This is a genomic window from Salmonirosea aquatica (assembly GCF_009296315.1).
GTDB classification, from domain to species: Bacteria; Bacteroidota; Bacteroidia; order Cytophagales; family Spirosomataceae; genus Salmonirosea; species Salmonirosea aquatica.
On the sequence record NZ_WHLY01000002.1, the window covers coordinates 3,322,647 to 3,338,368 of the forward strand.

Annotated in this window: 11 protein-coding genes and 1 pseudogene; 4 read left to right on the top strand and 8 right to left on the bottom strand. The window is 53.0% G+C overall.

Annotation, left to right across the window (positions count from 1 at the left end; all coding sequences use genetic code 11):
• Position 1 precedes the first annotated feature (1 nt).
• The 4 genes and pseudogenes from GBK04_RS15070 to GBK04_RS15085 form a co-directional block, all read right to left on the bottom strand.
• On the bottom strand, positions 2–508 hold the full coding sequence (locus GBK04_RS15070) for a GNAT family N-acetyltransferase (protein WP_152761038.1): 507 nt from the start codon (positions 506–508) through the stop codon (positions 2–4).
• 273 nt (positions 509–781) lie between these two features.
• Complete coding sequence (locus tag GBK04_RS31600; RefSeq protein WP_505952487.1) at positions 782–1,117, bottom strand: DUF8507 family protein; 336 nt, start codon at positions 1,115–1,117, stop codon at positions 782–784.
• A pseudogene (locus tag GBK04_RS15080) lies at positions 1,080–3,232 on the bottom strand (molybdopterin cofactor-binding domain-containing protein). The gene GBK04_RS31600 and the pseudogene GBK04_RS15080 overlap by 38 nt, the downstream one beginning before the upstream one ends.
• A gap of 3 nt (positions 3,233–3,235) precedes the next feature.
• Positions 3,236–3,697 carry a (2Fe-2S)-binding protein gene (locus tag GBK04_RS15085; protein WP_152761043.1) on the bottom strand — a complete coding sequence of 154 codons (462 nt, stop codon included), beginning with the start codon at positions 3,695–3,697 and terminating at the stop codon, positions 3,236–3,238.
• A 370-nt stretch (positions 3,698–4,067) separates the two neighbouring features.
• Between GBK04_RS15085 and GBK04_RS15090 the strand changes: the two genes are divergently transcribed.
• Entirely contained in the window at positions 4,068–5,261 is a 1,194-nt protein-coding gene (locus tag GBK04_RS15090; protein WP_373330996.1) for a MutS-related protein, read from the top strand.
• 87 nt (positions 5,262–5,348) lie between these two features.
• On the opposite strand, the gene GBK04_RS15095 is transcribed toward GBK04_RS15090, so the two are convergent.
• Complete coding sequence (locus GBK04_RS15095) at positions 5,349–7,700, bottom strand: transglycosylase domain-containing protein (RefSeq protein ID WP_373330997.1); 2,352 nt, start codon at positions 7,698–7,700, stop codon at positions 5,349–5,351.
• 153 nt (positions 7,701–7,853) lie between these two features.
• Positions 7,854–8,684, bottom strand: coding sequence for a lysophospholipid acyltransferase family protein (locus GBK04_RS15100; RefSeq protein WP_152761047.1), 831 nt, complete (start codon positions 8,682–8,684; stop codon positions 7,854–7,856).
• 231 nt (positions 8,685–8,915) lie between these two features.
• Here GBK04_RS15100 and GBK04_RS15105 point away from each other — a divergent pair, with 231 nt between their 5' ends.
• The 3 genes from GBK04_RS15105 (at position 8,916) to GBK04_RS15115 (ending at position 12,501) form a co-directional block, all read left to right on the top strand.
• Positions 8,916–9,605: a porin family protein gene (locus GBK04_RS15105; protein ID WP_373330998.1), complete on the top strand. Its 690-nt coding sequence runs from the start codon at positions 8,916–8,918 to the stop codon at positions 9,603–9,605.
• A gap of 90 nt (positions 9,606–9,695) precedes the next feature.
• Entirely contained in the window at positions 9,696–10,925 is a 1,230-nt protein-coding gene (locus GBK04_RS15110) for a serine hydrolase domain-containing protein (protein WP_152761051.1), read from the top strand.
• Positions 10,926–11,031: 106 nt separating this feature from the next.
• A complete protein-coding gene (locus GBK04_RS15115) occupies positions 11,032–12,501 on the top strand; it encodes a M48 family metalloprotease (protein ID WP_152761053.1) in 1,470 nt (489 codons plus the stop codon).
• 86 nt (positions 12,502–12,587) lie between these two features.
• On the opposite strand, the gene GBK04_RS15120 is transcribed toward GBK04_RS15115, so the two are convergent.
• Both GBK04_RS15120 and GBK04_RS15125 read right to left on the bottom strand, forming a co-directional pair.
• The gene (locus GBK04_RS15120) at positions 12,588–14,696 is read right to left on the bottom strand and encodes a protein-disulfide reductase DsbD family protein (RefSeq protein ID WP_373330999.1); all 2,109 of its coding nucleotides are present in this window, start codon (positions 14,694–14,696) and stop codon (positions 12,588–12,590) included.
• Positions 14,697–14,799: 103 nt separating this feature from the next.
• Positions 14,800–15,711 carry a trypsin-like peptidase domain-containing protein gene (locus tag GBK04_RS15125; RefSeq protein ID WP_152761055.1) on the bottom strand — a complete coding sequence of 304 codons (912 nt, stop codon included), beginning with the start codon at positions 15,709–15,711 and terminating at the stop codon, positions 14,800–14,802.
• Positions 15,712–15,722 lie beyond the last annotated feature (11 nt).

A 15,722-nucleotide genomic window follows, 5' to 3' on the forward strand; every position in this document is an offset into this window, starting at 1 on the left:
ATTATATTGTATCCAAAAACAACTGCATGAATATAAGGTCAAGCCAACGATCGAATTTATAGCCAATCTGACTGAACCTTCCTACTTCAACGAATCCAAATTGCTTGTGGAAAGCATAGCTTTTCTCATTGCCCGAATCTACGCCCGCTATCATGGTGTGAAAACCCATATCCTTCGCGGTTTTGATCATTTCGTTCATTAGGAGCTTCCCCATTCCTTTGCCTCTCGCTTTGGCCGCTATGTATATTGAATGCTCAATGCTGAATTGGTAGGCGTCCCAAGGACGAAAAACACCAAATGTAGAAAAGCCTAGTACTTCCTTTTCTTGTTCAGCCACAAAAACGGGCATTCCATCCGTTCGTTTTTTTCGTAGCCAGTCAAGTTGATAGTCTAATGTCCTTTCTGTGTAATCATATACTACTGTCGAGTTTCTGATTTCATAATTTATAATGTCAAGCAAAGCAGCGGCGTCCCGCTCATCGGCCTGTCGTAGTATGATATCACTCATATCGCTAAATAAAAGGATAGTCGATTGGAATTTACAAACGGCGCTCGGTATACTGGATAGGTACCTTGGTTTAGGTGGTGCCGTTGCTGGAAGCGAAGAAATAGCGTAAGGCTTTCATCTAAGCAATATTTATAAATAAAGTGGATTTGCATTAGCCATACTTACTCAATTCCTATTTCTCAGTTCGCGTTATAAACGAGAGGTGATCCAACGCCCGATCGCAGACCGGGATTAGCATGACTAGCAATCAGTTGGTATCTATCATTACAGTTATTAGGCATCGTTATTGAGCATCCTGTCAAAATCCTCCTGCGTATAGCCTTTCTCTCCCACAACCCATTCGACCTCCGTCTTTAGCAGCTCAGAGTAATGCTTCACTATTACGTTTCTCAGAGTCAATATTTCTTCTTCGGACATACCACGGTCGAACAATCGCAACAGGCTTTCCTGAATGGGGTTGAGCCTCGAATTTTTTATCATACTGATGATACTTTTCAGTTTTAAAGCAAGATAACAAAAAAGGCCCGATTCGAAAAAGAACCGGGCCTTCACTATCTGACTAAGAAAATCCTCAACTCTCCACCTTCGCTTTACCTTCCCAAACCTCATTGAACGGCTGCTTATACAATCGCTTGCCGGTGGCTTTGAAGAAAGCGTTGGCGACTGCGCCACCCGTGGGGGGAGGGCGGGTTCGCCAAGGCCGGTGGGGTCGATGCCGTTGTCCACGAAATGTACCTCCACTTCGGGAATCTCCTGCATACGGATGATGCGGTACTTGTTAAAATTGCTTTGGTCGGGTACCCCGTCTTTGAAGGTCAGGCTACCGTACATGGCGTGACCTATGCCGTCCACGACACCACCCATCACCTGCTGCCGGGCGCCGCTTTGGTTGATCACCACGCCGCAGTCTACCGCCGCGATGATTTTGGTCAACTCGGGCTTGCCTTTGACCATTTCTACCTCACCTACCTGCGCCACGTACGATAGGTGCGAGTAGTAGAGGCTGAAACCCTGATTCTTGGATTTGTCTTTGCCCCAGTTCGATTTCTCGGCGGCCAGTTTGGTCACGGCGATCATGCGATCCACATCGTACTTCACATCCCCGGCCGGCTTGGTTTTGGCTTTTTCCAACAATTCCAGTCGGAACTGAATCGGATCTTTCCCGGCGGCCTGCGCAACCTCGTCCAGAAACGACTGCTCGGCGTAAGCCAGGAAGTTGGTAATCGGCGCGCGCCAAGGACCCGTCGTAATGGCTGACTTGTGTTCGGAGGAATCGATCAGGAGATTGTCCACAGCCCCGGAAGGGAAGTTCGTCTCCCGCGTCGGATTGCCCGCGTTGATGCCCGCACCGCGTAGTTTGTAGCCGATCATGTTGCCTTTGTCGTCGAGCGCCGCTTCGAAGCGGTACTTCACGGCCGGACGGTAGTCGCCGCCTGTCATGTCATCCTCGCGGGTCCAGAGTAGCTTTACGGGTGCTTTTACCAAAGCCGATACTTTCACGGCTTCCATGACAAAGTCAGCGGCCAGACGGCGGCCAAAGCCACCGCCCATGCGGGTCATGTCCACAGTCACTTTCTCGGGAGGTAGGTTCAGGAACTTAGCCGCTTCACCGCGCGCGCGCTCCGGCGTTTGGGTAGGACCGATCAGTTCGGCGCCGTCGGGACGGACGTGCGCGAAGAAGTTCATCGGCTCCATCGGGTTGTGCGGAAGGAACGGACACTGGTACTCGCTCTTGACTACCTTGGCCGCATTCTTAAATGCCGTTTCCACATCGCCGTCCTTCCGGCGCACAGTGTTATTATCCGAGTTGAGCAGCTCATCGAAAATCCGGTCGTGGTCGGTGGTACTTTCGAGGGTCGCCTCCTTTTCATAATCGATTTTCAAAGCCTTACGGGCTTTCAATACCTGCCAGGTAGACTTACCTACCACGGCAACACTATTGTCAAACGTCACGACGTCCACAATGCCGGGCATGGCCTTCGCGGCGGCCGCATCCACCGATTTCAGCTTCATGCCGAATGCGGCGGGGCGCGTCACGACGGCAGTCAGCATACCGTCGCGGTAAAAATCGAGGCCGAACAGGGGCTTGCCCGTAATAATATCCTTATTGTCTACATTTCGGATGGACGTACCAATCAATTTGAAATCCTTCGGATCTTTCAGAGGTACATCGGCAGGCGCGGTCAACTTGGAGGCTTCTACGGCCAGTTCGCCATAGGTCAGTTTCTTTTTGGAATTCTTGTGCAGTACTGTACCATTTTCGGTCGTACACTCCTCCGGCGACACGCCCCAGCGCTGGGCGGCGGCATTGATAAAGAGCTGGCGGGCCGTGGCACCAGCCTGCCGCAGCCGCTTCCACGAGTGGGGAATGGAACCGCTACCGCCCGCTACCTGCCGCTGAAATTTGACGGTATCCAGCGGAGCCTGCGCTACGTGTACCTGCTTCCAATCCACGTCCAGTTCCTCGGCCACTACAATCGGGAAGGCCGTTTTGATGCCCTGCCCTACCTCGGGATTGGGCGAGAAAATGGTGATTTTCCCGTCGGGCGCTATGGACAGGTAGCTATTGAACTCGATGGTGGGAGCCGCTGCTTCGGCAGTGGCATCGAGCACGGTAGGTTTGGCCTGCGCGTTAATCCAATTAAAGCCCAGCAGCACGCCACCGCCCGCGGCGGCCGCCACTTTCATGAAATCGCGTCTGTTCGTATTGGTTGAAATCGACATGGCTTAGTTGGTTTTGGTTGAGGCTACTTTCACGGCTTCCCGGATGCGGTGGTAGGTACCACAACGGCACAAATTGCCGTTCATCGCGTTTTCGATTTGCTGGTCGGTCGGCTTGGCGGTCCGCTTCAAAAGCGCGGCGGCAGTCATAATCTGTCCCGCCTGGCAGTAGCCGCACTGGGCCACGTCCACTTCGTCCCAGGCCAGTTGTACGGGATGGTCGCCTTTTTCGGAAAGCCCTTCGATGGTCGTGACCTTGGAATCGCCGACTGCCGACACGGGCAGTACGCAGGAACGGGTGGCGGCGTCATTGACATGGACGGTGCAGGCACCGCACTGGGCAATGCCGCAGCCGTATTTGGTACCGACCAGTCCGAGATTATCGCGCAAAACCCACAGTAGCGGCGTATCCGGCTCCACATCCGCTTTATAGGTTTGGCCGTTGATTTTCAGGTTGTATTGGGCCATGATGGTATTAGTTGGTTTAGTTTTGGGCTAAATTACTGATTTTTGTTGGGAATCGAAATTTGGTTTTTTATCTATCGTTCTCTCTTCCAGCTGAAAACCTTTGAAAGTACCTACAGCAGCCAAAAACCTTGCACATGTAAGTTTCGACCAGATCGAAGAATACACTGTCCAAACTCGCCTTTAAGAAATTTTAACAGACGCCACACCGGGCATTAGCTTAAGTTTGTAAAAACACCGACTTGTGAAAGCCCTTGCCGCCCACACTCTGCACGAACTTCAAATTCTACCACGGGAGGTGGGCGAACGCAGTGTTTTAGACTTACTCAATCGAGCATATACGCACTCGGGTAAAGACCATATAAAGCAGCTTTTGAGCACACCTTTAGGTACCCTACCGGAAATTCAGCAGCGCCAAAAACTACTTCAATACATTTCTGCCAACCTAACCGAGATAGAGTTTGAGATTCCAAAGAGCTACTTAACCGCGGCCCACAACCATCTGGATAGCAACTTGGCCTGGAATGCGGCAAAAACCTGGTTCAATCGTTACCGGTTGTCCCTATGGTACCAGTGGTTTAGTACGCATGATTTTTACAGACTGCTGTCAGGTACTACCGCCTTGCAAAAAGTACTGGGGTCGATTGGCGAAAAGACAGCCTGGTGGCGTGACTCCGATCAGTTGCCCCATGAATTGCAACAACACGCAAAGGTACTACGAGACTTTTTCGACCACGCCCAGCCGACACTGACGGCTAAGCTCAACCGAATTTCGATGATAGAAGTGGATTTCTTTTTGAGGCAGAAGTATGTAAATCAGGTCAAAGCAGTGCTGGCCGTTTTTTATCAGCTCGATGCGTTTTGTGGCATCGCTCGCTTTTTGCAGACAGCTCGTTGGGCCTACCCGTCGTTTGTTCAAACCCCGGAACCAACTTTCAGCGTCACTGATATGAAACATCCCGTGCTCAGTGAGGAGGTGGCTGTCGGAAACGACTTCTCCCTGGCCTTTCCCCAACGGCTGACGCTGCTGACGGGAGGAAATATGAGTGGAAAAACTACCTTCCTAAAAGCCTGCGGACTAGTACTTTATCTGGCTCACCTAGGACTGCCCGTGCCGGCCCGGACAGCTACTCTCAGTTTCTTCGATCGTCTGATGACAAGCATTCATTTGAGCGATAGCCTGGATCTGGGGTATAGTCATTTTTATACCGAACTCATTCGGATTAAAGAGGTAGCTCAGGCCATAGCGAATGGACAAAGGGTATTTTTGCTGGCCGATGAGCTGTTTAGAGGGACCAATCCACAGGATGCCTTCATGTGCGCCCGCCAGGTGATTGATATCCTTGTCCGGCAATCGGGTAGCCTGTTTTTGATTTCCTCCCATCTCGTCCAATTGGGAGCTCCTTATGAAAAGAATACAAGCGTGCAATTTAATTGCTTCAAAACCAACGTACTGGAAGGGGAGCTTGCGTTCACACACCAAATAGAGATAGGCATTACCGAAGAACAAACCGGCTTACTGCTCTTGAATCAAACGGAGGTACTTTCTTGTTTGCAACAAATTTGAAAATAGCACCTTGATCTTCAACAAAAAAAATCTGATCTCGCCGAAAAAGTAAGGAAATTTTCCGCCGTACTTCCTCCCTTCTATTTGTTAGTTATCCCGTTTGCGCTCGGCTCGTCTTTCCGCCCGGCGTTCCTTCCGGCTTTGTTTCCTTTCCTGCCGTTCTTCTTTCGTAGGAATATTGAAGGGCAGGGCGTCCACGATTTTCTCAAAGAAGGTAGGTTCGTCCTCTAGGTACGGTACGCAGTCGAGGCGGCTTTGCAGGCTTTCTGAAAGCGGCTCGAAGGGCGGCTTTTTAGAATAGTACCCTGAGCGAACCAGGCGGGACGTAAACTCACCCCAGATGGGCATCGCCGTGCGTGCACCCTGACCCAAGTCCAGCGAGCGAAAGCGTACCAGCGGGCTTTCGCCCCCTACCCACACGCCCGTCACCAGGCCCGGCGTGATGCCGATAAACCAACCGTCGGTCTGATTCTGGGTGGTACCGGTTTTTCCGGCAATGTCCAGTGACAGACCGAAAGTGGAGCGTAATCGTGCCGCGCTGCCCTCGTTCACTACCGCCTGCATCATGTGCAGCATGGTGGCGGCGTTGTCGGCCGAAAGCACTTTTTTATGGGGTTCCGAGTTGTTCTCGCGGAGTACCTTTCCGGTACGGTCCACGATTTTGGTGACGTAGATCGGTTGGCTGATGCGTCCCTGATTGGCAAAGGCCGTATAGGCTCCCACCATTTCCAGTAACGACAAATCCGCCGTACCCAGCGCCAGGGACGGTACGGGCGGCAAGTCGCTTTCAATGCCCAGCGCGCGGGCCAGCCGGATGGTGTAAGGTACCCCTACCTTCATGATCAACTGCGCCGAAACGGTATTGACCGAATTGGACAAAGCGCCTTCCAGCGAGTAGCGCCCACCGTACTGGTTGTCGGCGTTTTGCGGCGACCAGCCCTCGTACTGCTCGTAGGTAGTCAGTTTGTTCTCAATATAATCACAGGGACGGATTCCTTTTTCCAGCGCTGCTGCATACACGATGGGCTTGAATGTAGACCCTACCTGCCGTTTGGAAGTGACGTGATCGTACTTGAAAAGGCTGTGATTGATTCCACCTACCCACGCCCGCACGAAGCCCGTCGCGGGCTCCATCGCTACCATACCAGTGTTCAGGAATTTCATGTAGTAGGCCAGTGAATCCATTGGACTCATGGTGCGCCGCACGGAACCATTCCAGCCGTAAACGGTCATGGGTACCCGCTTCTCGAAAGCCTTTTTGATTTCTTCTTCCGAAGCGCCCGCCGCCTGCATGCGCTTATAGCGAACTGACTGCCGCATGGCGTTGGCGAGTACGGTCTGATCCTGCCCCCAGGGGTTGCGGCCCTGCCAGTGGGCATCGAATTGCTTTTGCAGCGTGGCCATGCGTCGGCTCACGGCCCGCTCGGCTTCGCGCTGCATTCTGGAGTCCAGCGTGGTGTATATTTTCAGACCATCGGTGTAGAGGTTGTACGGATCGCCGTTGGGTTTGCTTTGGTGGGTACACCATTCGGCCAGTTCCACCCGGAGTTGCTCGCGAAAGTACGGGGCCAGGTTTTCTTCTTGTTCTTTGGCGGCGACTTTTTCCTTTTTCAAACCCAGATCCAGCTTTTGCAAGGCGGTGGCTTTTTCGGGCGTCAGGTATCCATACTTGGCCATTTGGGCCAGCACTACATTGCGCCGTTTTTTGGCACGTTCGGGATGGCTGCGGGGATTATACGAGGTGGTGGCTTTCAACATACCCACCAGCACGGCCGCCTGTTCCTGTTTGAGTTTTTTGGCTGGAGTGTTGAAGAAATACCGCGCTGCCCGCTCCACTCCGAAGATGGTACCCCCGAAGGAGACGGTGTTGAGGTACAGTTCCAGAATCTCCGGCTTGGTGTATACTGCTTCCAGCCGCCGCGCAATGACCATCTCGCGGACTTTGTTGATGGGCATTTCCAGAAAAAGATAGTCACGGCGCGGGTACAGATTCTTGGCCAGCTGCTGGGTGAGGGTACTTCCACCGCCCGAACTTTCCTTCTGTAATAAAATACTTTTGACCAAAACCCGCGCCAGACTGCGGAAATCCACCCCGCCGTGCTTGTAAAAACGCGCGTCCTCGGTGGCTACGAGCGCTTTGATAACCGTGGTATCAATGTCCTGGTAGGTGATGTTGGTGCGGTCGTAGAGGAAGTACCTACCCAGCAGCACACTGTCGGCCGAATATACCTCGGAAGCGGTGTCGTTGCGCTTGTCTTTCAGTTCCTTGCGCGACGGCATATCACCGAAGAAGCCCATAATGACGAACAAATAGAACGCGATTCCCGACAGGGTGATGAAGGCGGTGAAGAAGCCTGCGAAGAAAAGGAGTAGCCGAAAAATGCGCCCGCGTCGGGATTGATTGGCCTTTTGCCAGATTCTTTTTATAAAATTTCTCAAAAAACTAAGGTGAAGTTGAGTTTGTATTGCCTAAAAAACGTGTGCCGCGGGAAATTCTTGTAGAGATCAGGAAAGCAGTTCGATCTCTCGATCTTGTTGGCGCAAATTTAACATGGAATATTAAATCTGCACCGGACACGGCAATTCCCCATATTACCCCAGTCCTTCCTCACCCAGCCAGGTCATTCGCTCCTTCGGAATATCTTGTTCGATGGCCGTTGTGACCCGCGCCACCATGCTCTCGACCGATTCGTTGGGCAGAAAATGCATGGGCGGCTTGAACTGCACCGTGAGGGTAGTGTTACGCTTTTTGAAACGTAGCCCCTTTTTGTCGAACGCCCGGCGGAAACCGTTGATGACCACGGGGACCACGATGGGTTGATGCTCCTTGATGAGATAGGCCGTACCCTTGCGCACGGGGGCGTAGGGCTTGGTGGTACCCTGCGGAAAACTCACGACCCAGCCGTGGTCGAGTCCCATCCCGATTTTATCCTGAGCGGAGTTGTCCAGATTACGCTTCACGTTTTCGCCCTGCGCGCGCCATGAGCGCTCCACGGTGATAGCCCCACCGATGCTGAACAGCCGGGGCAAGATACCGCCCTCTTTCATGGTTTCGGAAGCAGCCACGTAGTAATTACGCACCCGGGGTGAAAACAGATAGAAGGGTGGCGAGATGGTATCCTTATAGCCCCACTTGACGGCGCAGAAAATGTGGTAAAAAGCAATGACATCGGCGAAGTAGGTCTGGTGGTTCGACAGGAACAGCACGCCGTGGTCGGGTAGGTTGAGCAAGTGCTCGGTACCCCTGATGCGGATTTTGTTTACCGCCGTGTAGCGGTAGTAGGTGAACCAGCCAATGAGTATGATCGCCAGCCGCCGCACGATCAGCAGATTCCCAAACGGGTCTTTCTCGAACAGCCCCAGGAAATCGAGCCTGTCCAGCCATCGGGGCAGTACGCTGTATGTAGTCTTGGGTTTGATCATGCTTACATCAACGCTACGACCGGAACGTCATTGCGGGGTACCTTCTGCAAGTTTACAATCTTTTAGGTCAAAAGTCGCCCGCAACGGGCATTCTCCTCATTTGTTAACGATTGTTAAGGACCCAAAAAGGACTTAAACTCCTCCCGGAGCATCTTCTCTAACCCAAGATTGCGCAGTTGAACGCCCAGTCCCATGAACTCCAAATCTTCATTCTACAAAAATTCAAACGACATGAAAACGAATCGCCCGCTCCTGCTTTCCCTGCTTTTGGTATTAGTTTCTGCCGGTATGGCCGCCGCGCAGTGGTCTATTGGGGTACGTGGCGGCGGCTACATGGGTACCGTCACCCAGCCCGAACTGATTACCAGCTTCACACCTGATTTTCACTGGTCGCCCGGTATCAGCGCCGCCGTTTTTGCGGAGCGCGAACTCACCAACGGCATATCCATCCGACCTGAGTTAGTGTACCAGCAAAAAGGCTTCCTGATGCGGGAAGGGACGAAAATCAATGTGGGCAAGCTGCCCATCAACCTGGGCGTGAAATCAGCCTACCGCGTCGATTACGCGGAGGCACCGCTCTTACTCAAATTAGCCGCCGGGAACGAACTCGCCAAAGTGTACCTCATCGCCGGGCCGTCGGTCGGCTACGCCATCGATGCGCAGTTGGTCACGCGTCCGCAGGCTGTGATCGAATTCCGGCCGATCCGCACCAATGTACCCCTGGAATCGCTGGGTTACAATCGCTTTGAGTTGAGCGGGATTGCCGGAGCGGGTCTGAGCCTGAAAGCCGGAGCCGGGGAAATCATGATCGAGGGACGTTACCAACAGGGTATCACCCGCCTGATTGACGTACCCATTGTCCGGGCCAATGTCCGCAACCAGGGCGTAAGCGTATCGCTGGGCTACAAGATTCCGTTTTGATGGAAATACGGAGCCGTCGGCGACTCGTGAGGGCCGACGGCTTTTTCTGTTTATATTTCGGGGTCAATCACCCCTATAAGCCCGGTCTAAATGTGTAAGTTTCCGATCTTTTTCCTTGCAATCATTATTTCGTTCCAGGGTTTTTCCCAAAAAAAGAAAACTGAAACGACCGCTCCGTATTTCCCGGATCGTCAGGAATGGCAACATAAAAGTCCGGCGGAGGCAGGAATGAGTGCGACCAGGATTCAGGAGGTCATTGCCTTTGCCCGCGCCAACGAAACCAAGGCTCCGCGCAACATGGAAATTTCGCAGGCGCAGAGTTTTGGGAAAGAACCCTTCGGCGAAGGCATCGGTCCGTTCGAAACGCGCGGCGAACCGAGCGGGCTTATCGTGCGGCGGGGGTACCTGGTGGCCGAATGGGGCGAGCCCACCCGTCCCGACATGGCCCATAGCGTGACCAAGAGTTTTCTGTCCACGGTAGTGGGCCTTGCCGTGGACCGGGGACTGATTCGTAATGTGCAGGATACCGTGGCGGCGTATGTGCCACCCATCGAACTCTATAATCCGGCGCAAGTCAACCGCCCCGCCGAGCAATTTGGTACCCCCGAACTGCTACGGCCCTTCGATACGCCTCACAACCGCACACTGACCTGGGACGTGATGTTACGCCAGACGAGCGACTGGGAAGGTACCTTGTGGGGCAAGCCGGAATGGGCCGACCGTCCTTCGGCCAATGCCAGTGAATGGCAGACCCGCCCCCGCAATAAGCCCGGTAGCGTGTACGAGTACAATGATGTGCGGGTGAACGCCCTGGCCCTCGCGGCCACGAGTGTGTGGCGGCGTCCCTTGCCGCAGGTGCTGCGCGAGCACATCATGGACCCGATCGGCGCTTCCAACACCTGGCGTTGGGCGGGCTACCGCAATTCATGGATCGTGCTGGACGGACAGGCCGTGCAAGCGGTGAGCGGCGGTGGTCACTGGGGCGGCGGCATGTTCATCAATGCTTATGACATGGCTCGCTTTGGCCTGCTGACGATGCACAAGGGCCAATGGAACGGACAGCAACTGATTTCAGAAAACTGGATCAGGCAGGCTACCACACCTACCCCGGCGCAGCCGACCTACGGCTATATGAATTTTTTCCTGAATCCCGACCATACCTACCTCCCGAGTGCCTCCGTATCAGCCTTTGTCCATATCGGCAACGGTACCAACCTGGTTTATGTGGACCCCGAGCATGAACTGGTGATGGTAGTACGCTGGCTCGACAGCAAAGCGATGGATGGTGTGGTGAAAAGATTGCTGGATAGTTTGGAGTGAAACAAAACCAGGGCTTGGCAGGGGCGTGGCACAATTATTTGATACCAAAGCCGAGACGTTTACAGTGCTACGTTCCCTTAATTTTTAACCTAAACATCATGCAATAATGAGAATAAACAGACTGTTTCACTACGTTTTCCTGATTGTGGGAATATCGTCTTTCTACGGTTGCTCACGAAATCCCGTAACGGGCAAACGGGAGATTATCCTGATGTCCAAGGAGCAGGAAATCGCCATTGGACAAGAGTCACATCCCTCGATCGTGGCTTCGATGGGACTGTATGAAAACAAAAATCTGCAGGCCTTCATCAATGAAAAAGGTAAAGCGATGGCCGCTATTTCGCACCGTCCCGACCTGCCCTACCAGTTTTTTATCGTGGATTCGCCGGTGGTGAATGCCTTCGCGGTACCTGGGGGCTACGTGTATTTTACGCGGGGCATCATGGCGCATTTCAACAACGAAGCCGAATTTGCCGGGGTACTCGGCCACGAAATTGGCCACATCACCGCCCGCCATTCCGCCCGACAACAAACTAGTCAATTGTTCGGTCAACTGGGAGCAATTGCGGGTACCATCGCCCTGCCGGAGTTGGGTGAGGTTATTCAGCAGGGAGTCGGTTCCCTGATGCTCAGTTACAGCCGGGCCCACGAAACCGAGTCCGACGAGATTGGGGTAGGGTACTCCAGTAAAATCGGCTACGATGCCCACCAGATGGCGGACTTTTTTGGTACGCTGAAAAAGATCAGTGAACAAAGCGGTCAGATTATCCCCACCTTCCAGTCGACCCACCCTGATCCGGGCAACCGGCAGAAAAAAGTGGATGCTCTGGCCACTGAATACCAGCAAAAGAACCCGGGAAATTACGAGGTAGATCGTAACGAGTACCTCCGCCGCATCGATGGGATCATCTACGGAGAAGACCCCAAGCAGGGTTTTGTAGAAAACAATATGTTCTACCATCCTGTCTTGAAATTCCAGTTTCCGGTTCCCAGGAACTGGCAGTCCGAAAACTCGCCCAGCCAGTTTCAGATGGCTCCCAAAGATGGCAAAGCGGTGATGATTTTCACCTTGGCCCAGGGGAATTCGCTGGAAGAGGCCGCGCAGGCTACTTTAAAAGGCATGGGATTGGAGGCCACCGAGAACCAGAAAACGACCATCAATGGCAACCCAGCCCTCGTGGTGGCTTCGCGTCAGGCTCCCCAACAACAGCAGCAAGGCCAACCCCAGCAGCAGCAAACTGCCGAGAATACCGTACAGGTAATCACGTGGTTTATCCAGTACGGAGGTAATATTTATGCGATCCACGGCATGAGTTATATGGCTACATTCAGCAAGTACCTCTCTGATTTCAAGAATGTGGCCGAGGGCTTCCGCAGTCTGACCGATCGTGACAAGCTTAATCGGCAGCCCGAGCGTATCCAGATCAAAACGGTACAGCGCGACGGTACCTTGCAGAGTGCCTTGCAGGATTACAAGATGCCTTCGGACAAGATGAAAGATTTGTCGATCCTGAACGGAATGGAGTTAAAAGATCCTGTAACCAAAGGCATGCTGATCAAGACGCTGGGCCAATAAGGACAATCGATTTTTCATTTTGCTTGGGTTATAAAAAAGGGACTGGCCTGAGGCCAGTCCCTTTTAGTTCGTGCTGATGAAGCTCTCTACTGCATCTTTGCTTTTCCACTCTCCAGAAAGGCCACAAAATGCCCGGGATCGAGATCGTAGTTTTTGGGAGGTACCAGCAGATTGCCATCGGGACTCAACAAAACATAGTGCGGCTGGGCGTTGTTGTTGAATTTCGTGATTTGCAGATCGGCGTTCTGCGCACCGATGGTTTTCTTGATCCGTTGGTCATAGGGCGAGGTATACCAGGCACTTTCAGGCAATTCGGTTTTATCATCCACATACAGGGCCGCGATCACGAAATCATTACGCAGGTGCTGCAATACCGCCGGGTCCGACCATACGCGGGCTTCCATTTCGCGACAATTGACGCAGCCGTGCCCCGTAAAATCAATAAAAACGGGCTTGTTTACTTTTTTGGCGTAGGCCAGGGCCTGCTCGTAGTCGAAGAATCCTTCCAGCTCGTGGGGTAGGTCAAACAGATCATTGTACTTGGGCGTTTCGCCCAGCGTAGAAACCGCCGCCGTACCGATGGCGCGGCGGTTCAAATCGAAATCGTGGGTAGCCTGCGGGGGTAGGTACCCCGCAAGCGCTTTGAGCGGCGCGCCCCACATGCCCGGAATCATGTATACGACAAAGGTGAAAGTAGCTATGGCCAGCAAAATGCGGGGTACGCTCACGACCTCCGTCGGCGAGTCGTGCGGGGTGCGGATTTTGCCCAAAAGGTACGACCCCAGCATGCCGAAAATCACGATCCAGAAGGCCAGGAAAATCTCCCGGTCCAGCAGCCGCCAGTGGTACACCTGGTCGGCAATGCTAAGGAATTTGAGCGCGAGCGCCAGTTCCAGAAAGCCCAGCACTACCTTGACCGTATTGAGCCAGCCGCCCGACTTAGGCAGGCTTTTGAGCCACTGCGGAAAGAGCGCAAACAGCGTGAACGGAATGGCAAAAGCCGACGAAAACGCCACCATGCCCACGATGGGTTTCAGCACCTCGCCCCCCGCCGAGGCTACCAGCAGGCTACCTACGATAGGACCCGTGCAGGAAAACGAAACCAGCACCAGTGTAAAAGCCATGAAGAAGACACCAAGGTACCCCCCCTGATCGGCTTTCTCGTCCATTTTGTTGACCAGAGAACTGGGAAGTACGATTTCAAATAATCCCAAAAACGAAAGGCCAAACAAAAAGAATATGGCAAAAAAGAGCAGGTTGGGCAGCCAGTGCGTGCTGAGGAAATTGGCAAAGGCCGGACCATTAATGCGTGACACAATGGTACCTATTAGTGTGTAGATGAGGATAATGGACAAGCCATAAACCAACGCTTTGGTTTTCCCGCCTTTTTGTTTGGTGAAAAAACTCACCGTCATCGGGATAATCGGAAACACGCAGGGAGTCAGTAACGCCACCAATCCCGCCAGAAAGGCGGCGATGGCGAAGGCCCACAGAGAATTATCGGCCGTTCCTTCCTCACCCGTCAAGCCGATTTTGGTGGAAGAAAGGGTAGCTCGGTTTGTGGTGTCTACGGAAGTTTCCCCCTCGGTACCTGAAGACGTAGCCGAGTCAATCAGGGATTCCTGCACGGCCTCGGCGAAAGTTTCGTCCGTGGCGGGCGACGTTGCTGCGGTTTCGGTTTTGGGTTTTTCCTCCTGGTCGGCCGGACCTACCTTCAAGCCCGTAAAGACGAAATTATTATCACCCAATACACACAACCCCGATATTTCCGAACAAGTCTGGTAATTCGCGGCGGCCTTGATGACCGGGTTTTGTTTCAGAATGCGTACGGTCTGGCGGAACTCGGCTTTGCCCGTAAAATAGGTCACGTCACCCTGCCAAACTTCTTCGAATTTCTTTTTGGGATTGATGGGTTTCAGTTTTCCTACTTTTTCAAAGGAAGCATCGGGTGTGAGGGTGATTTCGGTGAGGGTAGGTCCCAGATCGGCGGCAAAATCGGAGGAGTAGAGGTACCAGCCGGGATCGATGGTGGCTTTAAAAATCAGATCCACCGTTTCACCTACCTTCACTTCCGATTTGGAGAATGATTGCGTCCAGGTGGCGTGGCGCTGTACCTGGGCGAGGGCAGGGAAGTTCAGAAAGAGGACGAGGGCGCCAACCGCCGCGGTGATCCGTAGCATTGAGTGGGTTTTCATGCGTGTTTGGAAAAACAAATTCAGGGTACTTTTTTAGAGAACGCCCTGATGGGTATGAATAAGAAACAATTCAGTGAAAAAATAATTCGATCACCGACTGGTGTTAGGCAACAAGTTCGCCGGGATCGGTTTCGTAAAACTTCACATTTTTCTCACGAAGAAAATTTTTTATGATGTCCACGTGCACGCACTGGCCGACATTCAAAAACGGATAGTTGGAAACCCGCTGTTTTTTGCCGTCGATGGTTACCTCCCGGTTGATCTGGTCAAAACCCAGATGCAGGTGCCGGGTGGCACTCTGCATGCCGTACACGATGCCATTGGTATCGAAAAGTGGCCCCCCGCTTTGCCCACGCAAGCCGGGGGTACTGAGTTCCAGGCCCACGACCTGGTTGGTGGTAGGATCGCCGATCTGGCGGGTCACAATCCCATCGATCGGGAAACTTGGGGTATCGAAGCGGCCTTCGGACGTCCATTCTATATCGTCAAGTTCTTTGTTGTAGCGGTAGTTGGTGAATTCGGGAAAGGGGTACCCCAGACGGCACAACGAGCGTCCCGGCCGGATTTGGCGGCTATCGCGCAAAAAATACGCATGGCTCTGGTAGTGCCGGGTCGAAAATCCTTCAAACTCGATGATAGCCAGGTCTTGCGTCGGATGCAGATGCGTAGTCAGACTGCTGAAACCCGCCACGGCATTGACGAAATTGGAACGCAGGCGGATAGTAGTTTCCTTGGTGATCTTGTATTGGTCCTCGAGCCGCCGCCGGTGTAGCGCGTGGTTTTTATCTTTTTCGAAGCGGCGCAACTCTGCTTTGAATTTCAGGAAATGGGCGTAATACGCATCGCCTTTCAAAACTTGTTCGGCCACGTGACGGCAGGTGACCGCAGCGCCCGTTTCATTCACAAAAAACAACGTGGCCGAACCGGGTACGATTTCATCGCCCCCGTAATAGCGCGCAATAAAATGAATGGGACGGGTGAATTGATCTACTTTTTCAAAAGCCTTAACGAACATGGGGTACGGAG